The organism is Micromonospora sp. WMMD1082 (assembly GCF_029626175.1).
Taxonomy (GTDB): domain Bacteria; phylum Actinomycetota; class Actinomycetes; order Mycobacteriales; family Micromonosporaceae; genus Micromonospora.
This window is the reverse complement of the sequence record NZ_JARUBM010000002.1, coordinates 3,885,169-3,910,874: the sequence shown is the minus strand read 5'-3', so window position 1 is coordinate 3,910,874 and position 25,706 is coordinate 3,885,169. Positions and strand designations below refer to the sequence as shown.

Annotated in this window: 9 protein-coding genes (1 of these 9 running past the window's edge); 3 read left to right on the top strand and 6 right to left on the bottom strand. The window is 71.0% G+C overall.

Going from position 1 to position 25,706, the window contains the following annotated elements:
* The first annotated feature begins 154 nt into the window (after positions 1-154).
* Complete coding sequence (locus O7615_RS17920; RefSeq protein WP_278178834.1) at positions 155-1,075, top strand: AfsR/SARP family transcriptional regulator; 921 nt, start codon at positions 155-157, stop codon at positions 1,073-1,075.
* Here O7615_RS17920 and O7615_RS17915 read toward each other — a convergent pair.
* A complete protein-coding gene (locus O7615_RS17915) occupies positions 1,065-3,908 on the bottom strand; it encodes a BTAD domain-containing putative transcriptional regulator (RefSeq protein ID WP_278178833.1) in 2,844 nt (947 codons plus the stop codon). The two genes, O7615_RS17920 and O7615_RS17915, sit on opposite strands and share 11 nt — an antisense overlap.
* Positions 3,909-4,303: 395 nt before the next feature.
* Here O7615_RS17915 and O7615_RS17910 point away from each other — a divergent pair, with 395 nt between their 5' ends.
* A complete protein-coding gene (locus O7615_RS17910; protein WP_278178832.1) occupies positions 4,304-5,251 on the top strand; it encodes a hypothetical protein in 948 nt (315 codons plus the stop codon).
* A gap of 89 nt (positions 5,252-5,340) precedes the next feature.
* On the top strand, positions 5,341-6,759 hold the full coding sequence (locus O7615_RS17905; protein WP_278178831.1) for a hypothetical protein: 1,419 nt from the start codon (positions 5,341-5,343) through the stop codon (positions 6,757-6,759).
* On the opposite strand, the gene O7615_RS17900 is transcribed toward O7615_RS17905, so the two are convergent.
* From O7615_RS17900 to O7615_RS17880, 5 genes are all read right to left on the bottom strand, one after another.
* Entirely contained in the window at positions 6,750-7,340 is a 591-nt protein-coding gene (locus tag O7615_RS17900) for a sigma-70 family RNA polymerase sigma factor (RefSeq protein ID WP_278178829.1), read from the bottom strand. The two genes, O7615_RS17905 and O7615_RS17900, sit on opposite strands and share 10 nt — an antisense overlap.
* Positions 7,341-7,466: 126 nt before the next feature.
* Positions 7,467-8,021, bottom strand: coding sequence for a sigma-70 family RNA polymerase sigma factor (locus O7615_RS17895; RefSeq protein ID WP_278178827.1), 555 nt, complete (start codon positions 8,019-8,021; stop codon positions 7,467-7,469).
* Positions 8,022-8,094: 73 nt separating this feature from the next.
* Positions 8,095-11,343 (bottom strand): right-handed parallel beta-helix repeat-containing protein, encoded by a 3,249-nt coding sequence (locus tag O7615_RS17890; protein ID WP_278178826.1) that lies wholly within the window; start codon positions 11,341-11,343, stop codon positions 8,095-8,097.
* Positions 11,340-13,079 (bottom strand): hypothetical protein, encoded by a 1,740-nt coding sequence (locus tag O7615_RS17885; RefSeq protein ID WP_278178825.1) that lies wholly within the window; start codon positions 13,077-13,079, stop codon positions 11,340-11,342. Before O7615_RS17885 ends, O7615_RS17890 begins: the two co-directional genes overlap by 4 nt.
* A 125-nt stretch (positions 13,080-13,204) precedes the next feature.
* On the bottom strand, positions 13,205-25,706 hold the 3' portion of the coding sequence (locus tag O7615_RS17880) for a protein-glutamine glutaminase family protein (protein ID WP_278178824.1). It continues 17,675 nt past the right edge of the window; only the last 12,502 of its 30,177 coding nucleotides appear in the window; its start codon lies off the right edge, out of view; its stop codon occupies positions 13,205-13,207.

The following is a 25,706-nucleotide window of genomic DNA, read 5'->3' as shown; positions in this document are numbered from 1 at the left end:
ATGGCCACTGTCAATCCGCCATAGCCGCCGTGCGGTCACGGACCAAAGCCGTTGAACGCCCGGGGTGGGCGCGTTCAGCTTTTGGTCAGCATCCCTACCAGCGCCGCCACCTACGGTCGCAATGAACTGGAGATACAACGATGAGGAACAGACGATGTCAGATGGCCGGACTGGCACCCCGACGGCAGTGCTCGACTCTTACCGGCGGTCCGGAGCGGGTGGACCGATCGAGTTCAGCTTCGCGCTGCTGGGCCCCGTCCGGGCGTGGGGGCCCGACGGGGAGGTCGACCTCGGCTCACCTCAGCAGCGGAGCACGCTGGCCGTCCTGCTGCTGCACCAGGGTGCCGTAGCAACCGTGGACGAGTTGATCAGAGCCGTGTGGGGCGATGAGGCGCCCCGCGCGGCCGTCACCACCATCCGCACCTACGTGTCGCGCCTGCGGCGGGTGCTGGAGCCTACCCCGGACTCCCCCACGGGTGTACGGATCCGCTCGATGGGCGGCGGCTACGCACTGCAGGTGCCGCCAGACTCGGTCGACGTGATCCGGTTCCACCGGTACACGGCGTCGGCCGCCGCCGCAACGCGTCGAGGCGACTCTGCTGCGGCGGCCACCCGGCTGCGTGCGGCGCTGGCGCTGCCCAACGGGTCGCCTCTGGCCGGTGTGTCCGGTCCGTACGCCCATGGTCAACGCGTACGCCTGCAGCAGTTGGTCCTCAATGCCGAAATCGACCTGATTCACGCTCAGATCGACATCGGCCGGCACCACGACGTACTACCCGAGTTGTCGATGCTGGTGACCGAGCATCCGCTCTGGGAGCGTGTGCACGAGTTGTTCATGACGGCCCTGTACCGCAGCGGGCGCCAAGCCGATGCGCTGGCGCACTACCAGACGGCCCGGCGTGATCTCGTCGAGCACCTCGGCATCGAGCCCAGCGCCGCCCTGCGGGATCTGCATCAGCGGATCCTGACCGGTGAGGTGGCGATCGGCCCCGCCACGCCCTGGGCCGTCAACCGGGCCCGGTCGACCACTCACCGGGCAGGTGCCAACCGGATGCGCCGGTTGGTCAGGCGCTGACCTTCACCGCTGGCTCCCCCGCCAGGCGGCGTAGCGTCTCGCGCACCGTGTCAGTACGTGGGTTGCGCAGCCGCTCGAAGATCTGCAACGCCCGGCCGAGGGATGCGTGGGCCTCGCGAACCTGCCCCGCCTCGGCCAACCGATCGCCGAACAACTCCAGTAGCAGGGCCGCAGCGTACTCGTCGCCCATCGTTCGGTAGAGGTGCACGGCGCGGTCGTTGGCGGCGAGCGCTTCGTCCAGTTCGCCCCGACCGATCCGGATATTCGCCAGGGTGTGCCAGGCGGTCGCCTCCCGGTAGTTCCCCGCCTGGTCGAGGTGCCGCACCGCCCGCAACGCGTAGTCCAGCGCCGCGTCATACCGGCCGAGTCGCTCGTAGACGTAGGCGAGGTAGTCGGGTGGTACGGTTCCCGGCCGGTCGGACTCCACACCCTGGTACAGCGCCAACGCCCTTTCGTGCTGCGCCCGTTCGGTACTTTGACCGTGCCAGTGCCTCGCCAGGGCGAGGTGAGCGTGCGCCTGGGTGAGCGGGTCACCCGCGACGGCGAAGAGACGGATCGCTTCAAGCAGGTGCCGCTCCGCCTTCTCCGGTTCGTTGAGCATGACTCCGCAGTAGAGATACCCCAGCGAGTAGTGCGCACCGGCCTGCAACGTCACGTTGTTCAGCCGCCGCGCCGCCGCCAGTGCGTGGTGTTGCGTCGCCTCCCAGTCCGACCAGTACTCGTACGAGCGCACCATCGACTCCAGCGCCCAGGCGAGCGGCCACACGTGCGTGTCGGCACCGAGCGACACGGCCAGGTCGATCATGGCGAGCAGGGTCCGCCGCTCGTTGGTGAGCCAGGCTAACGCCGGCCGACGCTCCCGGAAGGATTCGGCGGTGACATCCGGTACCGGCTGCGGGCGCGGCGACTTCGGTCGGCTCACCCGCTCCGGATCCAGCAGGGCCAGGGCGGCGAAGCTGCTGAGCAGGTAGTGGTCCAGCAGACGTTGGCTCGCGTCCCGCTGCGCCCCGAGCCCATCGAGGTGGACGAGTTCGGCCGAGTAGGCACGCACCAGGTCGTGGATCCGGAACCGTCCGGGCTCGTACTCGGTCAGCAGGTTCGCCCGCGACAGCTCACCGAGCAGCATCCTGCCCCGCGCCGAGTCCGTACCGAGCAGGCTCGCCGCCGCGGCGACGCCGAACTGGTGGCCGGGATGCACGGCGAGGAGCCGGAACAGCCGGGCGGCGGGTTCCCCCAGCAGTTCGTACGACCAGGAGAACACGGCGCGCAGGTCGTGGTCGGCGTCGGCTTGTCCGAAGGAGTCCAGCCGGTGCGTCGCGAGTTCGGCGACGAGGTGACGCAGGGTGAACTGCGGGTGGATGGCGGCCCGCGCCGCGAAGATCGCCAACGCGAGCGGTATACCCCCGCAGAACCTGACCGCTTCCCGCACGGCCTCGGGTTCGGCCGCCAGCCGTGCCGGGCCGAGGCGGTGTGCCAACACCGCCTCGGCCTCCGCGCCGCTGAGCAGGTCCAGGGGAACCGGCAGCGCCCCTTCCTGCACCACCAGGCCGGTCAGCGCATCCCTGCTGGTCACGATCGCGGCGCTGCCGGGGGCACCGGGCAGCAACGGGCGGGCCGACTGGGCGTCACGGACGTTGTCGATGACGACCACCATCCGTCGGCCGGCGATCAGGCTGCGGTAGAGGGCCACCTGCGCGTCGATGCCGGCCGGCAGCTTCTCCTCGGCGATGCCCAGGGCGTCGAGGAAGGACCGGATGGCGTCCTGAGGTCGTAGCGCGATCCCGGACGGGTCGAACGCGCGCATGTTGACGTAGAGCTGCCCGTCAGGGAAGTCGGCGGCGAGGCGGTGCGCGCACCGCACTGCCAGGGTCGTCTTGCCGATGCCGCCCATCCCGCTGACGGCCACTACGCGGGCGGTGGCCGACGGATCGGTGGTGAGGAAGTCCGTGATGCGCGCGAGGGACCCGGTGCGTCCGGCGAAGGTCGGCAGGTCGGCGGGGACCTGCGCTGGGCGGACCGGTGCCGGCCCGTCCGCTGCGTCAGCGCGGGGTGTGGCCGGCGTCCGCCCGCCCTGCGTCACGGTAGCGGTCGGTTCGGCGCGCAGGATTTCCTGGTGGGTGGCGGATAGTAAGGGCCCCGGATCCACCCCGAGTTCGTCGGCTAGCCGACGCCGGACGCCGTCGTAGTGGGTCAGGGCCTCGGCCGGCCGGCCGGTGGCGGCCAGGGCCCGCAGCAGCGCCGCCTGGAGCGTCTCGTCGAAGGGGGCCACCGCCGCCGCGGCACGCAGTACGGGCAGCACCCGATCCGATTCACCGTTGGTGAGCGCGAGGTCCGCAGCTCGCAGCACCGCCGCCACGAACTCGCCGTCCACCTCGGTGAACATCGGCGCCGCCCGAATCGCCGGGTGCACGCTCGCCGCCGCGTGCCCGTGCCACAACCCCAGCGCCTCGATCAGCAGATCCAGTGCACGGCGGGAATCGTCGGGTGCCACGGCGGCGGACCCGTCTCGTAGGCGGCGGAAGGTCAGCAGATCCACCTCACTGTTGTCGAGGTCCAGCCGGTAGCCCCCGGAGCAGCGGGCAAGGGCGTCGGCGGGCAGCATCCGACGTAACCGGCTGATGTAGCGCTGCACCACGTTGACCACTGTCGACGGCGGGTTCTCACCCCAGATCACGTCGATGATGTCGGTCATCATGACCGGCTGCCCGGCACGGACCAGCAGCACGGCGAGTAACGCCTGCTGCTGCGGCGGGCCCAACTCGACCTCCGCGCCGCCGCGCCAGGCACGCACCGGTCCGAGGACTGAGAATCGGTACCCGGCCTCGTCCGTCATGCGTCCAGTCACTGTCTCCCCCCAACTGCTCGCCCTCCCGATGAGTCTGACCGGACTGCGCCACCCGCACCCCTGCTGGTGGGCACCGAGCCCGCGCCCGGGTGGAGTGGATGCCCGTCTCCCAGGCAGCCGGCCTCTCAGCGGCGTTCGAGGGCAGGCACCACCCACCGTGCCGCACACTGTGCCGGCTTTCGGTTGACACCGGAGCGACACCACATCAACAGGCGATTGACGGGCAGGCCAGCACGGGTAGCAGCCGGAGGCGTCGGCTCGGCCCGGCGCACGCCGCCGGAGAGTCCGGGATCACCCGTGAACCGGCGGCGGGAAGTCGCCGTGTGGATCTCGAAACGTGGTCCGGAGTACCGGTGCCACCGAGACGTTAGAGAGAGAACCTGATGTCACGCAGACGCATCATCCTGCTCGTCGCTCTCGCGGCCCTCACTGCCCCGACTGCCGCCTGCGGTCCCGCCGGGGGCGACGCGGAGCCAGTGCCGGCCTCGTCGGAGGCAACCAACCGGCCCGACATCGAGGGCGAGGAGGTGTTCAGCCTCGTGGCCAGCACCGCACACGCCAACAGATCCGAACCCGGCACGGGCGACTGGGCCTTCCCCAGAGGCGGCCGGGTCACCAAGAACAAGCTGGCAGCCTCCCAACGGTGGGTCGAGGTACGCGTCTCCGACGCTGGCGCCCTCGACCCGGTCGTCGTCAACGGCGCCGGGTTGACCCTGTACCGGTTCGACGACGACGACGCCAACGTGCGGTCGAACTGCAACGGCCCGTGCGCGGAGGTCTGGCCCCCGGTCACCGTGCGGGTTCGCCAGGACGGCAAGCCGAAGGTCTTCAATCCCGACATTCCGCGCCGGCTGCTCGGCGTCGTACCGCGAGCAGACGGCTCCTACCAGCTGACCATTGGCGGCTGGCCGGTCTACCGCTTCTCAGGCGACACCCGGCCCGGTGACACCAACGGGCAGGGCCGCGACGGCAAGTGGTTCGGTGTCGCGCCGGACGGCGATCGTGCCGGTGTCGCACCCGACGGCAGCCCCGCCACCGCCACCCCTCCCTCGGGCGAGGCGGAGCAAGGGAGGAAGGTAGCCACCCAGGTCACCTTCTTCTCCGACCCCAACCGGGCCGAGAGCGGCTTCGCCGAGGGTCTCACTGGCGACGGCTGTGTCGATGTCGTAGCGGCGGGCGTGCACTCCTCGCTCCAGACCAACGGTGAGCTTCGGATGTGGTCCAGGCCGGGTTGCCAGGGCGAGTTGGCCGTCGCCCCGGGCGACGTGGACGACCTGCGCGAGCTCGACTTCGACAACAAGGTGGCGTCGGTGCGGCTGGCGGCGAAGTGAGCGCGCCGGGTCGGGGTGCGCCAGGGCTGGTCCACCCCGACCCGGCCGAGCCGCCCGCACCACCACGTCGACGTGTGAGGTCAAGACAAATGCCACGGTGGATTCGATCCTCACTTGTCGCGCTCCTGGCCACCCTCGGTGCGCTGACCGGCTGTGCGCAGCAGGTGCCGGACGTCGAGCCGAGTTGGATCGACGGATGGAGCCCGACCCGAGTCGCCGGAATCGAGGTGACCGCCGGCCCATCGGGACCGCGGCCGGACGGACCGGCCAGCCGGCTCGTCGCCGAGAACAGCGACGGCGGCCCGCTGGACCGACTCGCCCTCAACGCTCTCGATGACCTACAGATCTACTGGAAAGACCGGTTACCCCTGGACTTCGGACGACCGTTCGACCCCGTCGACCGGATCGTCTCGTACGACTCGACCCGGCCCACCGGGCAGGTGTGCGGCATCGACACGGCGGGTGCTGCGAACGCGTTCTACTGCACAGGCGAGCAGGACACCGTGGCCTGGGACCGGGGCGAGTTGCTGCCGATACTCGACCGGCTCTTCGGCCCGTTGGCGGTGGTGACCGTCCTCGCCCACGAGGTCGGCCACGCCGTCCAGTTTCGGCTCAGCGACGCCCCGGCCGCCAGCACCATCGTCAGGGAACAGCAGGCCGACTGCTATACCGGCGCGTTCTTCCGCTGGGTCGCCGAGGGTGACTCGCCACGGTTCCAGGTCTCCACCGGCCCGGGACTCAACCAGGTGCTGTCCACGCTGTTCTTCATCCGCGACAACCTGGGTACCAGCTTCGACGACGTCGGCGCCCACGGCACCGCGTTCGACCGGGTGACCGCCTTCCAACTCGGCTTCAGCGACGGCCCACGGCGGTGCGCGGAGATCGACGAGACGGAAATCCGGGAACGGATCACCCAGCAGGGCGCCGACCAGGCGGACGACGTCGACGCGGGCGGAGCTGACCTCCGCGTCGACGACAAGCAGAACCTGACGGCACTGGCGGCCACGCTGCGAGAGGCGTTCGGTCCGGCATCCGGCGGTCGGTTCAGGTTGGACTCGGCGGCCTGTCCCGGCGGACTCACGACCACGCCGGTGACCTACTGCCCGGCCAGCGTCAGCGTACATATCGACCTCGACGGGCTGGCCGAGATCGGTGCGTCGATGGACGAGGGTGGTCTCGGTGATTTCGCCGCGTTCGCCGCAGTGGCGTCGCGGTACGCGCTGGCGGTGCAGCATGCCGCCGGTCTGCCGCTCGACGGTCTGGTCGCCGCCCAGCGTACGGCGTGTCTGACCGGGGCGTGGGCGGCGAGCATCAGGGCGGAGCAGGGACGGCGACTGCGACTCTCGCCCGGTGATCTTGACGAAGCGGTGGCCGAGATGCTCGCCGTCGACAGCCTCGTGGCGGCCGACGTACTGGGTCGCAGCGTGCCGTCCGGGTTCGCCCGGGTCACGGCGTTCCGGGACGGCTACACCGCGGGCATTGACGCCTGTCTGGCCAACTACCGTTGACCGGTGGGGTCCGAGTTCTCGCCACCACGGCCGGCCAGGCCCTCCCTTTCGCGTCGCTCGCCCGCAGCGTGCAGGTCACGCAGGGTCCGCAGGGCGTAGTGGGATCGCGACTTGACCGTTCCGGACGGAATACCGAGCGCCCGCGCCGTCTCAGCCACCGAGTAGCCGTGTAGGTACATTCGCTCCAGCACCTCGCGGTATTCGACGGAGAGACTGCCGAGTGCGTCCGCCAGCACCATGGTGTTCACCACCAGGTCGGCGTGGTCGGGTGCGGTCGTCAGGTCCAACGGCGGCTCGGCCACCTCCTGCGGCCGGGCCCGGCGGGCCCGCGCGGCGTCGAAGACGATGTTGCGGACGACCTTGAGCAACCAGCCCCGCAACGATCCCGTGCCGGTGCTGAGTTTCCGCTCGTGTCGCCAGGCCCGGAGGAAGGCCTCCTGGACCACGTCTTCGGCAGCCATGCGATCCCGGGTCAATTCCTGGGCATACGCCAGCAGCGCGCCACGGTGTTCGACGAAAAGGAACTGGACGAATCCCTCGTCCGGGGCCGCGCCACGGCGGGACAGGATTCCGGCTGTCACCGGTACCACCTCCGGGTCTCACGCCGACCATCGGATGTCGGCACCGGACCCACGCAACCGCGGCGGCATCGACGTGTGATCGACAGCGGGTTGCGACGGTGGCCGCCGGGAAGCCCCGCCATCCAGTCAGTCGCCTGCGTCGATGCTTCCCAGTGCTCGGCCGAGCCGGCGCACCGCGTAGAACGTCCGGGACTTGACCGTGCCCTCGGGAATGTCGAGCTGCCGGGCGATGTCTCCCGGCTCGCGGTCCCGGAAGTAGACCTCGATGATCATTTCGCGATGCATCGGGGTGAGCTTGGGCAGAGCCGCGTGGATGACCTGCGCGTCGACGACCCGCTCGGCGAGGTCGACCGACCCGACGCCGACCCCCGGATCGATCAACTCGACCTCCATCGGGCGGGCGCGCCGGGCCCGCAGCACGTCGATCGCCGCCCGACGGGCCACCGTGAACAGCCACGGCCGGGCTGCGGCCGGATCCGCGGGCAGGTCGTCGATCCGGCGCCAGGCCCGCAGGAAGGTCTCCTGCAACAGGTCTTCAGCGAGATGATGCTCACCGAGGGTCAACCGGAGCAGGTAGGCCATCAGCGGGTTGGCGAGCGTGTCGAAAAAGCCCCGGAGCCGGCTGGCCGGGTCGTCCGCGACCCGCCGATCCACTTCCGGCGGGCAGGTGGCGAACACCATGATGGGAGTCCTTCCGCAAGGTTCCGGACATCCCATTGGCTCCGGCGGCGATCACCACCCGCTCAACACAGTGTCAACGCACCGCCGAGGTGGGCGGAGTGACATCGGCCGGTAGCAGGGTGCGCATGTCGTCGACGCTCGGTGTCGTCGTGGTGCGCAGCCGGCGGGCCTGCCGCACGATCATCTCGTCGAGCACCGTGCGGGCGTACCGACCGTTGCCGAACGAGCGGCCCCGGGGTACGCCCTCGAAGTGCGCTCGCAGGGCGGTCAGTGTCGGCCCGGCGCAGTCGTAGCCGGAGGTGCGGGCCAGCGTCTCGACGATGGCGACCAGCTCGTCCGGGGCGTAGTTGGCGAAGTTGACCCGGCGGGTGAAACGCGACCTCAGCCCGGGGTTGGCGTCGAGAAACGAGACCATCTCTTCGTCGTAGCCGGCCGCGATCACCACGATCTCCTCGCGGTGGTCCTCCATCAGCTTCATCAGCGTCTCGATCGCCTCCCGGCCGAAGTCCTGCTGGCTACCGGACGACGACAGCGTGTACGCCTCGTCGATGAACAGCACCCCGCCGAGGGCACGGTCGAACGCCTCCCGGGTGCGCTGTGCGGTGTGCCCGACGTACTCACCCACCAGGTCGGCGCGGGCCACCTCGACCAGCTGCCCCTTGGGCAGCGCGCCCAGCGCGGCGAGGATCTCGCCGTACAGCCGGGCCACGGTGGTCTTGCCGGTACCGGGTGGCCCGGCGAAGACCAGGTGCCGGGAGACCGGCGGCGCGGGAAGGCCGGCAGCGACCCGGGCGCGTGCCGCCTCCAGCACGTCGATCAGCTCGGACACCTCGCGTTTCACCTCGGCCAGCCCGATCATGCCGTCCAGCCGGGCGAGCAACCGACCGACCTCCGTCGACTCCGGTACCACGGTCTCCACCACCGAGCCGGCGGGTCGGCCGAGATCCTCGGGCAGCAGCTGGGCGAGCTCGACCCCGGAGGCGTCCGGTCGCTGCGCCAGCCGGAACGCCTGCCGCCCGATCATCTCCTCGAACACCTGCCGGGCCACCCGGGCGTTGCCGAACGACGCGCCGCGCGGCATTATCTGGAACAGCTCGACCAGCGCGATCCGGGTGTCGTAATCCAGCGAGTAGTGATGCGTGCGGCACAGGTTCTCGACAATGCTGCGCAGCTCTGTCGCCGAGTAACTCTCGAATTCGATGGTCTTGGCGAACCGGGACGACAACCCGGGGTTGGCCGTCATGAAGGCACGCATCTGCTGGGAGTAGCCTGCGACGATCACCACCACGTCGTCGCGGTGGTCCTCCATCAGCTTGACCAGCGTGTCGACGGCCTCCCGCCCGAAGTCGTGGCCGCCGCCGGTGCCGCCGTCGACCGGGGCGAGGGCGTATGCCTCGTCGATGAAGAGTACTCCACCGAGCGCCTCGGTGAACTTCTCGGTGGTCTTCACCGCGGTGCCACCGACGTGCTCGGCGACCAGGTCAGCCCGAGCCACCTCCACGATCTGTCCCTGCCGCAGCACGCCGAGCGCGGCGAGGATTTCGCCGTAGAGCCGGGCCACGGTGGTCTTACCGGTACCGGGCGCACCGGCGAAGACCATGTGCCGGGACATCGGCGGCGACGGCAACCCGGCCGCCGCGCGCCGCTGGCTCACCCGGTGCAGCCCCACCAGCGTCGCCACCTCCTGCTTGACGCCGGCCAGGCCGACCATCCCGTCGAGCTGTGCCAGCAGCAGCGCTGCGGCGTCCGCCTCGGGTGCCGCCGGCGGCGGTGCGGCGCTCTCGCCGCCGGCGGCCGCCGGCGCGAGCCCCGCCGGCGGCGAGGTCGGAGCCGGGACAATGGTCGGTGCGCCGGCCTCGTTGCCGGACTGGGTGGTGCCGGTGACCTCGACCGGCTCGGTCGTCTCGACCAGCAGCCCGGCGCCGGTGTTGTCGACGATCTCGCAGCCGGCGACGCCTCCCCGGCTGCCGGCGCGGAACCGGACGCCCGGGCCGCCGCTGCCGTGCACCCGGGTGGCCCGCAGGGTGAGGGTCGCTCCGGCGTCCACCAGCACGCCGGACGTGGTCGGATCCGCGATATCGCAGCCGGTCACGATGGTCTCGCCGCCGCCCGCCTCGACGGCACAGGAGCCGCCGCTGAGCCGCGTGTCGGTGGCGTGCAGGGTGCCGCCGAGCGTCCGCAGCCCGGTGACCGAGTCCTGCACCCGGCAGCGCAGCACCGTGAGCCGGCCGGTGTCGCGCACCTCGGCGCCGGTCCCGGCCGCCAGCACCGTCACGTCCGTCAGGTCGGCGTGTGCCGCACCGGCGACGAGTACACCCTGGTGACCGGTGCGGACCGAGAGCCCGTCCGCGACACAGCCGGCGGCACCCTGGACCAGCAGGCCCGGCCGGTCCGGTGTGCCGTGCAGCACGCCGCCGCCGAACCTCGGCTCGGCGGCGCCATCGACACTGACACCACCGGCCACGTCACAGTCGGTGAAGTTCCCCGTGGCGGTGTCGGTCAGGAACAGGCCACTGCCGGCCGTCGCGGTGACCCGGCAGCCGCGCAACGCCGGGGAACCGCCGGTGACCACGACGCCGTGTCCACCGGTGCCCTGGACAACACATCCGTCCAGGGTGGGGGTGCCGTGCACGACCACCATCCCCGCGCCGACGGTGTCCCGGATCGTCGTACCCGACAGCACCGGTGCCCCGCCGTCGACCGCCAGCCCGGGACCGTCCACCGCGCTGATCTCGCAGTCGATCAGCTGACCTCGGCTGCCGGCGACGCAGTACACGCCGGTGCCCCGCACGTCCTCGATCACGCAGTTCCGGAAGGTCGGGTCACCGGTGCCGGCGAGCAGGATGCCGGTGGTGCCGATGTCACTGATGGTCACGTCCAGCGCCTCGACGTGGCAATCCCCCTCGACCAGCACTCCGGCACCCTCAGGGTTGGTCACGCCGCCGCCGCGCAGCCGGAGCCGGCCACTGCGGGCATGCACCGCCGCGACACCGCAGCCGATCACCTCGCAGTCGGTCAGTTCCAGGCTGCCCGCGCCCACCTGGATGGCGGGCAGCCGGTGGCCGCCGCCGCGCAGCACGAGACCACGCAGCAGGTTCGCGCCGCCGGCCGCGAAGACCACCACCTCGTCGGTCTCGACGAACACGGTGCCCGGGCCGTCCTCCGCCACCAGCGTCACCGAGCCGGGGAGCAGCAGCTGTTCCCGGTAGCGGCCGGGCTGCACCACGATCGTGCCATTCGGGCCAGCGGCCCTGATCGCGGCCGAGATCGTCGAATGGCAGCCGGGCTCGGACTGCGAGACCGTCAGCACGCCATGGCTCATTGGCTCTCCCTCTCCGGATACGGATGCCCGGTGTCGTCCAGGCCGGGCACCGCGGTCACGTATGCCCCGGACAGGGTGAGGTCGGTGGTCGTCCGCGACGCCGCACGCATCCGGCTGAGCACCCGGTCGGTGTGGCCGCCCACCGGTCCGCCCTGTGCGCCGCCGGTCACGTCGCAGAGCAGCACCCGCGGCAGGCCAGCGGCATCGTCCGGGCGGTCGACGGCGAGCACGGTGAAACGACTGGCCGGCGGAAACAGGGCCGCCGCCGGCCCGTCCAGGCCGAGGCGCCCGACCCGACGCGCGCTGACCGACCAGATGACGAACTGGACGGTCGCGTCCGGGACGCTGGCCGGCGGGATCCAGGCGTCGAGCAGCCCGGGCTCGGCGAGTACCCGGCCGGGTTGGTACGCGGCCAGGACCCCGGCGTCGATCCGTCCCGGCCGGAAGACCGGACCGAGAACCGTCGGCAGGCAGCGCAGGCCGCACGCGGCGCCGCGGGCGAGCACCGCCGCCCGCTCGTCGCCGGCACCGGTACGCAGTAGCCGGTTCACCTCGTCCCGGTCATCGGCGCAGTAGGCACGCAGCGCCACCAGTCCGGCGACCAGATCCGGCGACGCGCCGGCCACCCGCAGGCCCGGCTCTTCCGCCAGCGTCTTGGTGACCACCCGGAAGTGTGCGTCGTACCGGCCGTTGAGGGTGGTCCGCAGCGCCGCGCGATCCTCCTCCCGCCAGGCACGATGGTCGATCCAGACCGGCGTCCGGCCCGGAGCCGTCGCGGTGGACACCGCAACAGTGGGCCCGGTTGTGTCCGGGTGGCCCGGCGGATCAAGGTGTGCCGACGCATCCGGGTGGACGGCCGGGGTCACGGCGTCGGGCGGGTCCATCGGTGGCACCGGCGCGGTCTCCGCCCGTGGAGCCGATGGCGTGGGCGCCCCGGTCACCAGCGGCGGCGTTGCCGGTGATGCCGGGTCCGCCGGAGGCGCGACCGGCGCCGGACGGGCAGCCTGCGCGGCGGCGTGCGGCCAGTCCCGCCGTCCGAGCAGCGTATGCAGCCGCTCCGGCACCGGCACGGCATCGGGCGAGGGCGGGACCACCGGGGACGCGGGTTCCTCGGCCGGGGGCGGTGTCCCGACCGGTGCCGGGGCCGGCTCTGCCGGCGGTGCGAGTGCTGCCGGCGGGCCGGCCACGGCGGGATGCTCGGCCACTCCGTCGACCTGGCTGGCGCCCGCCGGGTCGACCTGGCTGGCGCCGGCTGGCGGCCGGGCGTACGCCGGCTCGGGCTCCGCGACGGTGGCCATCGGCCAGCGTGGCTCGTAGTACTCAGCCTGGTTCGGTCGGCTGGTCAGCCACAGCGGTCCCGGCTCGGCCCCAGGCACCAGCGGAGTCACCGGCGCGGTCACCGGTACGCCGAGCAGCCCGGCCAGGTACCGGAGGGCGTCGATGGTGCTGGCCGTGGCGGGGAACGGACCGAGCATGACCAACCGCACCGGCACCCGCCGGCCGGCGAGCGCGGTGACCAGCGCATCAGGGAAGCCGGTGGAGAGGCCGGCCGCCCCCGTCACGAGGATGACGCACCGCTGCGGCTCCGTGGGTAGCTGCCGCAGGAAGTCCCACAGCGGCTCCGGCTTGTCCCAGGCGGTGCGCAGCAGAAGGCCGTCACCGACCCGTTCGGCCATCACGGGCTGTGCGGTGGGGAGGGCCGGGTGGGGCGTATCCGGTGAAGTCGTGGTCGACACGGCACCCTCCTCTGCGTCGGTCGGCGGCAGCCGTCGGCAGTACTACGGCCCGCACACCGACCCCGTTCACGCTCTGGCTACGTCGTCCCGGCATCGACGTGTCGGACAGACGGCCCAACCGGGCGTCACGAGAGACTCGGGTAACGCCGACGTTCGCCCAGGTGATCCTCGAAGGGTCCGTCCCCGTCCGCGTCGAGCCCGAGGAGTTCGAGGACCTCCGGCGGAAGGTCCACCTGGCGGTACTCGGTGGCACCGCCACCGCGTGGCTGGAAGTGGATACCGACAGTGACGGTGCTGACTCGCTCCCGCAAGTCGGGCACGTCGAGAATGAACCCGATGACGGCGCGCCACCCGGCAGCCCTGTCGGGTAGCCCGTTGATCACCGGCGCAACAGCGACCAGATCCAGGTCGCCGTCGCGGTTGTACAGGCTCCGCACCAGCGTGGCGACGACACCGCGCAGCACCCTCGGCACCTCGGCCGCCGGGTAGGCAACGGACGGCGCCAGCGGGTCCGGGGATATCCAGCTGTTTGCGCTCACCACAGCGATGTTCGTGCCGGTGATGCCCGGAGGCAGTGCGTCGAACAGGTCGTACCCGGTCACCCACAGCACCGTCGTCAGCAGCCCTGGGCCGGTGCGCCAGAACACCGAGTGGCGGCGAGCCCGCTGCCGGTCCTCGGCGAAGGTGGACGGCAACAGGTTCGGCAGCCGCTCGAAGAGCGTGTTCTGGTCCCGGTGGTACTGCCGGGACAACCCGGTGCGGTAAAGCTCCACGAACGGGTGGTGCCGCGCGGCGAGCAGGGCCGCGTTACCCGTACCCCTCCCGGCGGCTCCGTGGTCACTGAGGTAGATGGCAAAGCCGCGTTCGGCGAACGTCTCCCGCAACCCGTGCACCGTCTCCAGCTGGTTGTCGGCGTCGGTGTACAAGCCACCGAACCGGTAAAGGATTTCGATGCGGAGCAGGTCACTCGCAGCGGCGTAGCCGCGCCCCTGCTGCTTGGCCAGCTCGACCCGGTAGTAGTCGTTGAGCATCATCGGGTCACCCGCGTGGAACACCTCGTCGACGTTGACCAGGATGACATCGTGCCTCCGCGCCCATGCGCGTAGGCCGGCCACCGGCCCGGTCTGCTCGGCCGCGAAGCGCGATTTCGGTACGTCGGTCCAGAGGACGGTCCGCCAGCCCGCTGGCCGGATCCGTGCCGCCAGTCGGGCGAGGTTGTCGAGAAAGTCGGGCCGGGTCAGGGGACCGCCGAGCCAGACGCTGTGCGCGATCAGCGGCGACTCCATCCGCTCCGGCAGCGGGCGCAGCGGATACCTGCTTCCGTCGTGCTGCGGTCCCCACCAGACCCCTCCCGGCGGGGCCGGGTAGTCCCAGTACGGTTGCTGGGACCGGGTGTGCCGCTCCGGCGCCGCGAGGTCGAGCTGTTCCAGCAGGCCGACGAGTTGCCCGGTCGGATAGGCGGCGACCGCTTCGTGCCGCTGCGGCGCCGGCGGCATCCGACGGATGCGGAAGTAGTCCGGACCGAGAAAACCGGCATCCGGGGCGTTCAGATCGGCTGCGGCATGGAGTTCGATCCGCTCCAGCCCGGCCCGGAGATCGGCCAACGCCGAGCTCAACTCGTCGTTGCCGACGACTTCCGTCGTAGCGGTGTGCGCCGCGAGTTGCCGGATGATGTCCCGCTCCTGGCTGCCGCTGAGCCCCATCGCCACACTCATGCCGTTCACCGTCTCCAGGACAGCTTCGGGCGGGACCGACACACCCCGGCGCAGGTCACCTAGCTGGGCGTGTAGTTGCTGGGCCAAAGGCCACAGTCCGGACGCTGGCGGCGGCTCGTTGTGCAACCAGGCGTCGTAGTGGTCGTCGGTGCGCCACAGGTGCAGCCGGTGCTGTGCCGGCTCGGGGCCGACGCCGAAGGGAGCGTAAGCCGGCATGCCGGGAGTGCCGACGACCGGAAAGACGCCGAGCGCCTCCGCGAGAAGCGCCAGGAAACCGTCACCGCGGTCGGTCGCCCACGCCGTGTTCCACGTCCGCACCGCCGCGGCCAGAGCCGCCCGTTCCGCCGCGACGGTGACAGGGTTCTCGGCCACTCCGCGCTGCGTCAGCGTCGACCTGATCGCGTAGCTCCCGAACGTGGCATACGGCGGGTTCTCCACCAGGCGTGACAGGTAGTTGGCGATCTCCTGGTAGACCCGCGGGGCAGCAGGGTCGTGCAGTGCCCTGTTCTCTCCGTCGATCTCCCTCCGGAGAACCGTCACCCGGTCCAGCCACGCCACGGCATGGGGCGACAGGCCGTCACCGAACCGCTGCCTGACGAGGTCCGGAACGGCGAGCACCGTGGCGTGCAGCAGGCACCACCCGTCCCGCGGGACCGCCACGATACGCCCGGTGGTCGGCCCGCCGGTCGGACCGCGTGACGTCCCCTGGCCCGGCCCGGCCGGTGTCCGGCTCAGCCCCGGATCCAGCAACGCCTCGACGGTGCGGCTGCCGTCGGCTCCCTCGATCGGGAAGGCGGCACCGGCGGGAACCGGCCCGGTCACCGTGGCGGGCTTCCCGGCGGGGTCGAGCACCAGCAGGCGTACCCCTGGTTTCCGCAGCCGCTCCAGCGTCGCCTTCTCCTCGGCCACGGCGCTGAACAGCCCATGAACCTGGGTGTCCACCCACCTGGGCGTGACGACGCCCGTTCGGCCGTCGGCGAGCGGCGTCGGGTCGCGGCCGTCGGCGACCAGCCACGAGACGTGCGCCGTCGCGTTCGGTGCTGCCTCGTAGACCAGGACTGACGTGTTGGGCACCGTGTTCAGCGCCCGCCACACGCCGGTGAGATCGACTCTTGCGGCGGAAACAAGTTCGCCGCCCAGCATCCGGGTGACGTCCGCCAGGCTGGGTGCCGTGGCGAGCCTGTCGTCCGAAGCGGCGTTGCCGGGGCGGCCGTGCAACGCCACATACCCTCCGACGGCGCGCAGCAGGCAGTCCGTCAACGGCTCCTCCACACGTCCGGTTGGCACCTGAACGTCGGCTATCCAGGACGCCAGCCGCTCCATCGATGGTTCGGTGCCCGGCTGCTCATCAAGGCGCCGGGCCGCCGACAGCGCGGACGAGGCCGTCAGGGGCAGCACGGCGCGCGAGTCGGGGGCGACGGCCACCGCGTCCGGTCGCCGCCCGGCCCTGCCGACTCCACCGAGCAGGGACCACGGCCCGGGATCCGTCGTGTCGGCGGCCGGCAGATGAGAGCGCTCGGGTACGCCGGGCGCCTGGCTCTCGATGGGTAGGACCCGCGGGACCGGGGCGGTCAGTCGTGGTCGCCAGAGACCGAAGGCGTCCGGCGCGAGCAGGCCGGTCCAGACGGCACCGGATCCGGCGCTGACGAGCACCGCTCCCCGCGCGGCGTACACCGGTGCGGGGTGGAACAGGCTCGCGACGGCCCGCGCCGCCGAGGTGGCCGACCCGACCGGCAGCGCCATGCCGCTGCCCAGCAGGAACAGTTGCCGGCCGGCCAGCCCGTGCTCGTGTACCCAGCGGCTCACCGCGTTGGCGAACAACTCCGGGGGGATCGGGCGGCCATCGAGCAGGGGCACTCCGTCGACGCTCTCGGTCAGGACGGCGACCGCGGCCGGTGGCAGCCGGATCGGGCCGGCCGGGACGTTCCCGATCCGCAGTATCTCGGGGTGCCCAGGAACGACGGACGTCTGTTCGGCCAGCTCCGCGCCGGTGACCTCCGTCGACCGGTCGATGGTGGGCGCGACCTCCTCGACGGTCAACGAGATCGACGGCGGCCCGACCCACGGAGGCGTCAGGGTCGGCACTCCGGCGGCCTGCGGCGTGCTGGTCAGCAGGGCGACAAGCGTAGGGAGATGTGCCGGCCCGAGCAGCCGGCTCAGCGGTCCGTCCTGAGCCGGTGTGCCGTCCGCCTCCGCCGAGTAGTCTGCCGCCAGCCGCTGCCGTCCCGGATGCCCGAGGACGAATGCCCGTACCGCCGGGTCGGCCAGCACGGCGGGGCCGGCCAGCTCGATCATGCCGTGCAGATCCCGGGTGAGCATCCGGGCCAGCGCCTCGGCGGCCAGCCCTTCGGTATAGGCGCGGCCCTCGGAATCGATCAGCCAGGAGGCGGTCTCTGGAACAGAGAGAACCCGCGGCAGCAGGCGATGGTGGCCCCGGGGATGGGCCTCGACCGCGGGTGCAGGCGTGGACGGGTCGATGCCGACCGCGTCAAGCCAGTCGGTCAGCAGCATCGGCCCACCGGCCATCGCCGGGTCGAGTGCCACGGCGTGGCCGACCCCGTCGACCTCGACCTCGACCACCGTCGTGACGTGGTGGCTCCAGGCGACGTGGGCCGGCTCGCTCCAGGTCGCGCCCCGCGCGCCGAACGACGGCACGACAACGTCGCCGGGTGGGGCGACCACTACCTGCCAGGAGTGGAATCCCCAGGCGGCCAGCCGCACTCCGGCAGCCAGGGCGCGAGCCTCGCAGCCGTCCTCCGGGGTGGCCACCACACTGGGCAGGGTCGCCGAGCGTGGATCGACCGCCAATAGGCGGTACGCCCGTATCGCCTCGGCCGGGGTGAGGGTGGTCAACTCCAGGTCCCCGCCGTACCGCAGGTGTCGAAGATAGCTGGCCGTGGCATCGTCGACGGCCGTCACCAGCCGCGCGAACCGGGACTGGAACGCGCCCTCGCCATGGCGCTCGTCGACTGCCCTGACCAGGTCGGTCTGCCGCTCCGGTGCGGTACGCGAGCGGTGCAGCACACCCGCGACGAGGATCGCCCGGTCGCCAGCGTCGGGCACGGGCTCGCCGGTCGGCGGCAGGTCAGCCAACGCGCGGTCCAGCCGCTCCACCTCCACCTCGAGTCCCACCGCCTCCGGCTCGGAGGCGGCGATTCGCACCAAGCCGGTCTCGAGTACGGTCAGGCCTTCGAGTTCGGGCCGCTCCGGAAGATCGGCGAGTTCACCGCCGTCGTAGCCCATCAACGCGCCGTCGACTTCCCAGTAATCGCTCGTCGCCCGGGTCAGCGCGGCCAACAACCCGAGCAGGGCGGCGGTGTCTTCCGATCCGGGCGTACGGGCGACCGCGCCCAGCCACCCCACGATCTCCACGGCGAGATCCATGGGCGTGGTCGGCGTGGCGGAGGCAGTGCGGTCCAACGCCTCCGCACGGGCCAGTCTGGTCAGTTCCGCCCGGGCGGCCGACACCGCCTCCCAGTCGGTGAGGTCTGCGCCCTCTGGAGCGTCGGCCTCGATCCCGTCGGTCAACGGCAGGAACCACACCGCGACGTCGTCCGGCGGCGCCAGGGCCCGCCCATGCTGACCGTCGACGAACATGACGCCGTCGACCAACCGGACGACGTTCACCACATGAGCCGGCCGCCCCGGACCCCCCTCGAACACCACAAACCCCCGCGCCCGCACCCGCGCACCAGCCAACGCCGCACGGACCGCACCCACCGTGGTCCTCGAAAAACCCAACTTCCCCCGCCCCGGCTCCCCACCCCGGGCCGGATCATTCGCATACGCCACCAGATCAGACAACGCCATCGGACCCGACGGCGGCACCTGATACCGATACTCCCCGCCATCCCCCAACGACATATCGGTACCGATCGCCGCCAACACACAGTTCGTCAGGAAATCACCACCACCGGCACGCCACGGATTGACCTCCCCCAACCACCCCAACCCAGCCGTGGAAAGATCGACCTCGTCAACCACCCAACCCGCAACCACCGAACCGGCGTCAGTAGACCCCGCCACAGCGTCCGGTGCGCCACCGAGCAGGACACCGACTGCGGCCGACAGCCTGGCCACGTGCGGCATCCGGGCCGATTGGCCCTGCTTGAGGTGTTGCCATACCCCAATCGCGGTGCTGATCGCGCCCAGCGCCACGAGTGAGGGTGCAGCCCAGTAGCGACCGACCGCTTCGTCGATCGCCCGCAACTGCGGCGAACGCTTCCGACCGATCAAATTTGAGCCAGCCGGCCACCGACGCAGAACCGCCAACGCCTCTGCCCGACGCGTGGCCGCCTCCTCCACCTGGCTCGCGGTTTCCGCCGCTTCCTGGCGCGCGGCTTTCGCCTCCCACGTGCTGAGCTGTTCCTTCACCCGGTGCATCAGCGACCCTGACCACTCGACGAGCTCGTGGTACTGATCCGCGATCCCCTCGAAGTCGGACAGTTGTGGATCGGGGTGTCGCATCTCGAGGAGGACCAGCGGCATGTCCGCCAGCGCGCCCCCGGCGTCGTCCAAGGTGGTCATGTGGGTGCGGATCTCCAGCGCCTGGTCCTGGTTGATCAGCGTCCCGGACAGAGCGGAGAATGTGCTCCCGAGATAGTCACGGATCGTGAACGTCTCGGTCTCAGGTGGCACCACTGCTTGCATCTCGGTCAGGCGTTCACGACGCCTGTTCCTCTCCGCATCGGACAGCCGAGGCCACATACGATCCACGAGGTGGCCGATCAACTGATCCTGCAACCCTGCTGCCGATGACGCGACGAAACTCCGCGCTCCCGATGGGAGCGCGTCACGGACGGCGTACAGGGCGGTCCGTGACGCCAGGAGGGTGTAGTTCTTCGGCATAACGAAAGTGCCTGTGCGCTGCCGCTTCCCGCTGACGATCGCGGCGACCTGGGTAAACGCGAGTGCCAGGAAGCCGATGAGGGCCGCGACATCCGGATCCTCTGTCGCCAGGATCTCGTCGAGGCTGTCGTCGGCCAGGACGCCGGAATAGCCGCGGACAGCCCCAGCCGCGAACTCGAACGCGGTGGCGAGGTGTGCGTGGGCGATCGTCGTGGGATGGCCTTTCGGGGCATCGGCGGAACGGTTGAATTCCCTGATGAGCAGGTCGAGGAGACCCGCCACCGGTACGCCGACGGTGTAGTGAGGGAAGAGAGGCGGGCCGCCCCTGGCGCGCTCACCGGTCACCACGATCTCGTGAGCAACCGGCGCCACGGTGAACCCGTCGCGATCGGCGAAGATCTCCCCCAGCGTCCTACCCTCGCCCTGCTCCAACGTCGCGATCACCGATCGCGCGGCGGCGAGGACCTCACCCACCGATCTCCGCAGGCCCACCTCCTCCGGCGACACGGCGGCCGGCTCCGACACCACCTCCGCGATCCACCTGTCGTCCCAGTCCAGGACCACCTTTACTCCGGGACCGGTCACCAGATCACCCAGCGCCCAGATCGCCTCGCGATCGCGGTCGCCCGGGATCTCCAACACGATGGCGGTCTCCGCCTCGAAGCCCACCGCACCCGCCTGCTGGTCCGTCAGGCGGTCACCATCCGCCACCACCCCCTCGACGACAATCCCGTCGGTCAACGGCAGGAACAACACACCGGCATTATCCGGCGGCACCAACAGCCGCCCGAGCTGACCGTCGACGAACATGACACCCCGCGCCAACCGCACCACATTCACCACATGAGCCGGCCGCCCCGGCTCACCATCGAACACCACGAACCCCCGCGCCAACGGCTCAGCGTCAACCAACCCCGCCCGCACCGCCCCCACCGTGGTCCTCGAGAAACCCAACTCCCCCCGCCCTGGCTCTCCACCCCGAGCCGGATCATTCGCGTACGCCACCAAATCGGACAACGCCAACGGACCAGACGGCGGCACCTGATACCGATACCCACCCCCATCCCCCAACGACATATCGGTACCCATCGCCGCCAACACACAGTTGGTCAGGAAATCACCACCATCGGCACGCCACGGATTGACCTCCCCCAACCACCCCAACCCCACCGACGACAGATCAACACCCTCCACCACCCAACCCGCAACCACCGAACCGGCCGCAGACCGCTCCGCGACAGCCGACGACGGACCAACCGCCGGCACCGGACCCCCGCCCCGCGACCGGATCCCCGCAGCCGGACCAGACGGCTCACCGAGCAGGACACGGACTGCGTTCGACAGCTCGTCCATCGCCGCCATCCGGTCCGACCTGCCCCTGTGGATGGCCCGCCACGCCGCGATCGTCTGTCTGACACGCTGTAACGACGTCGACGACCGTCCGTTCAGGTAGTCGGCAACCGCAGCATCGATTGCCTTCAATCGATCCGAACGCCCGTTCCACCAGGCCAGTTCCGAACCAGCCGGCCACCGGCGGAGCACCGTCAGCGCCTCCGCCTCTGCCCGCGCGGCTGCCGGCCCCACGTCGTGCGCGGGCTCCGCCTCCACCGCGCCGGACGGTTCCTCCACCTGGGGCATCAGCGACCCTGACCACTCGACGAGCTTGTGGTACTGATCGGCCATCTCGTCGAAGGAAACCAGTTGCGTGCCGTGATGCCGCAACTCGACGACGACCAGCGGCACCCGCGACAACGCACCCCCCGCATCGTCCAAGGTGGCCATATGAGTGCGAATCTCCAGCGCCTGATCCTGGTTTATCAGCTTCTCGGGCAGCGCAAAGAAAGCACTCATTACATAGTCTCTGACCGTGAACCCCTCCGTCCCGTACGGCACACTGGCCCGCATCATGGCGATCGCTTCGCGGTGCCTCTGCTTTTCCTTCACCGAGGCCGTGGGCCAGTTTCTCTCCACGAAATGACGGATCAACTGATCTTTCAGCTCGGCCGCCGACCACTCGACGAAATCCCGCTGCCTCGGCGGGAGCGCCTCACGGACGGCGTACAGGGCGGTCCGTGACGCCAGGAGGGTGTAGTTCTTCGGCAGACCGGCACTCCCTCCAGGCCTCTGCTTCCCGCTGATGATCGCGGCGACCTGCGTATACGCCAGCGCCAGGAAGCCGGTAAGGGCCGCGACCTCCGGATCATCTGGCGCCGGGGTTCCTTCGGGATGATCGCCGGCCGGGACGCCGAAATAGCCGCCGGCAGCCTCGGCCGCGAACGAGAGCGCATCGTTCAGATGAGCCAGCGCCCACCTGCTAGGAAATTCTTCGCCCTCGTTCTCCGAAGCGTGGGTGTCCCTGAGCGCTCTCTCAAACAGGTCAGGGAGATTGGCCACCGGGACGCCCACGGTGTAGTGCGGGAAGAAAGGCGGGCCACCTCTGGCACGCCTGCCCGTCACCACGATGTCGTTCGCCGCCGGCTTCACCGTGAACCCGTCACGACCGGCGAAGATCTCCCCCAGCGTCCTACCCTCACCCCCCTCCAACTCGGCGATCACCGACCTCGCCATGCCGACGATCTCATTCGCCGACCGCCACTTGGCCGCCTCGCCCGGTGACACGGCGGCCGGCTCCGACACCACCTCCGCGATCCAATCCTTGTACCGGTCCAGGACTATCTTTACTCCGGGACCGATCACCAGATCACCCAGTGCCCAGATCGCCTCGCGATCGCGGTCGCCCGGGATCTCCAACACGATGGCGGTCTCCGCCTCGAAGCCCGCCGCACCCGCCTGCCGGTCGGTCAGGTCGTCTCCGCCCACCGGGACACCTGCGACCCCGACCCCGTCGGTCAACGGCAGGAACCACACCCGAACATCGTCCGGCGGCGCCAACATCCGGCCAAGCTGACCGTCGACGAACATCACGCCGTCGGCCGACCGCACCACGTTCACCACATGAGCCGGCCGCCCGGGGCCACCGACGAACGCCACGAATCCCCGAGCGCCCGGCCCGGCAGTGGCCAGCCCATCGCGCACCGCACCCACCGTCGTCGCGGTGAAGCCCAACTCCCCCCGCCCCGAAGCCGGATCATTCGCATACGCCACCAGATCAGCCAAGGCCATCGGGCCAGACGGTGGCACCTGATACCGGTACTCGCCCCCCTCCCGCAACGACATATCCGTACCCATGGCTGCCAACACGCAGTTCGTCAGGAAATCACCACCACCAGCACGCCACGGATTGACCTCCCCCAACCACCCCAACCCCACCGACGAAAGATCAACACCCTGCACCACCCAGTCGGTAACCACCGAACCGACATTGGCCCGCCCCGCCGCCGCACCGAACGACGGCGGCTCGGTCGATGGACGGTCCAGCAGGTTATCGGCGCCCTGCCGGAGGTCTTCGCCGCGCACACCCGGCTGGACGGTGGTGTCATCTCCGACAGCGATGCCGTCGGTCAGCGGTAGGAAGTAGACCTCCACGCCAGCCGGGGGAAGCTGGGCGTGGGTGCCGGACTGTGCGTCGAGGAAGACCACGTCCCGCCCACCGCCGGCGCTCGGACCGGCGGTGTCCAGGGTCACCACGTTGACCACGTGCGCGCGGCCGGTGCTGTCCAGGGTGCCCAGGATGCCGCGCGACCAGGGTGGCGCCGCCGCCATCGCCGCGCGTACCGCCTCCGCGTCGCCGATCGCGGCGAACCCGAACGGCTCCCGGTGCGGCCGGATCCCACGCGCCGGGTCGTTGGCGTACGCCACCAGATCCGCCACGCTGGTCGGCGCCGACGGCGGCGCCTGGTACGTGTATCCGTCCAGGTCTGCCAGGGACATGTCGGCGGCGATCGCGGCGATGACGCAGTTGGTGCGGAACTCGCCATCCGCGTGCCACCCGGGGTTGACCAGCGCCAGCCACGGGAAGCGGGCATCGGTCACGGTGGCCGGCGTCGATCCGCCGCCGGCATCGGCGTCCAGGAACCGGCGGAGGCTGGACCGCCGGCTGCTTCCCGAGGCGCCGACCGCGCTCGGCTGGCCCTCGGACGAACTGTCCAACTGGTGGGTACCGGCCTGGTTCGACGCACCGAGGCCGGTCAGCAACTCGTGCATCCGTCGGCGGGTGCGGGACCGGCCGCCCACCGAGCCGGCCGGCGTACCTACTGTCGATGGCCCGCCTGAGCCGCCCGGCAACCCGATCCGGGGTGCGACGCCCACCGGCTCCGCCGCAATGGTCCGGCCCGGGTCCGGCGCGCCGCTCGCGTCCAGTAGGTCGGCAGGCCCGCCCGGTCGCTCAGGGTCGCTCAACGGGTCCACCGCCGACGGACGCCGGAAACCGGGAGCAGGGGCATCCGGCACGCCGACACCGGCGGTCGGCGCCGACATGGCCCAGGGATTGCGGAAGCTGGGCACGGAGGCATCTGCGGTGGCGGAGTCGCCCGGCGGGACGCCCCGCCGCCGCCTCTGCCGCAGGCTGAACACCTCGGCCATGTCAGACAGGCGCGGGACCGACGAGGCGCTTCTCTCGGTGCCCGTCGACGCCGCCGAGGGCCGGGGGTGGCGGAACTCCACCGCCGTCGGCATGCCCGACGGCGCGGCCGGCCGCCATTGGTATGGGGCGCCGTCGGCGTCCACCAATGTCGGGGACGGCTCCTCGTCGGCCCGGAGAGCCCCGGTGCGCGGCACGAACCGGATCAGCGGCTCCCCACCCGGCCCGTGTGCCGCGATGATGGCGTCCCGCATCGCGCGGTGTTCCTCGGGCACCGCCCAACCGAGGTGTGGTCCGTGCTCCACGGCGATATCCGCCTGCCGCAACCGGCCGATCACGGTGGCCTCGTCGGGCCCGGCGGCCTCGTTCGGCCCGGCCGGCCGTTCTCCCGTCGCCGCGTTCAGCAGGTCGAACACGTCATGATCGCCGGCGATCAGCCGGTAGGACCCGTCTGGGGGCACACCAGTCGACGCGTTCGTCGACGACCTCGCGGACTCCCTGCGGTGCGCGATCCCGCCGACGAGCACGATGTCCGGACTCAACGCCGACGACTCGGGTGAGGTGTGCGTCGCGTGCTCCGCCGAGCGCTGCCGGGCACGATGATGGTCGGCGGCCGTCCACTCCGGCCGCGGGGTCGGCGGCTCGTACGTCACCACCAAGCCGGCCATCTCCGACGGCGCGCCGATCCTCAGGTCCGGCGTGCCCACTGTCTTCGCCTTCAGCTCCGCCGGCTTCGGGCTGGCGTTCAGTTCCAGCCAGGCCGCCGAGGCGGGATTGGTCGGGCGGACGTCGATGATGATGCCGAGTTCGGTGGCGAGATCCTGGAAACGCCGCTGGTTCGCCATGGGCATCCCGTACACCTGTCGGACGGTGTCCGAGGTCGTCGCCACGCCCGGGCGGACGCCTCTCGGCGACAGGGCGTCGTAATGCTCCCCGGTGCGGACCACCCGCAGGACGTACCGCTCGCCCGGCCACAGCGCGACCGCTCCCGGCCGGTCGCCGTCCCCCTGTTCCACCACGAGGTTTAGCTGAAGCGCGACGGCGAGTGTCTCGGGCAGTAGGTCGCCCAGCCGCGAGTCCCAGCGCTCAGCGTTCGCCAGCCCCATCGCCAGCAGTTCGCGCAGCGCCGGCAGCCGCCCCTCGCCCCGTACCACCTGCCGGGCGTGGTCGATGACCGCGCGATCGCCGGGTCCTGCCGCTGCCTCGGCCCGGCCCCACACCGGGTGATCGGCGTCGACGGCGGCGACCGCCAGCAGGCCCGGCGGCAGTTCCTCCGGTGGCAGGTCGCCGAAGATCAGATCCGTCACGAGGTGCTGCTCGATGGCCGGATCCGGCAGTCCGGGCAGATCGCGGACCGTCCGCGCGGCGTGGTCGCGCAGCCTGAGGTGGGCGTCATCCGCCCTGATGTCGCCCAGGACACTGGTGAGCCGGTCCGACAGCCCCTGCAGCCGTGCGCTCTCCAGGACGGCCCGGAACAGCGTGTGACCATCCCGGGGCACCCGGTGGATCACCCTGCCGTACGGGGAGCGACCGTCCTCGATTCGAGCCGGTTCGGCCGGCTGTTCGTCCCCGACCATCACGGCC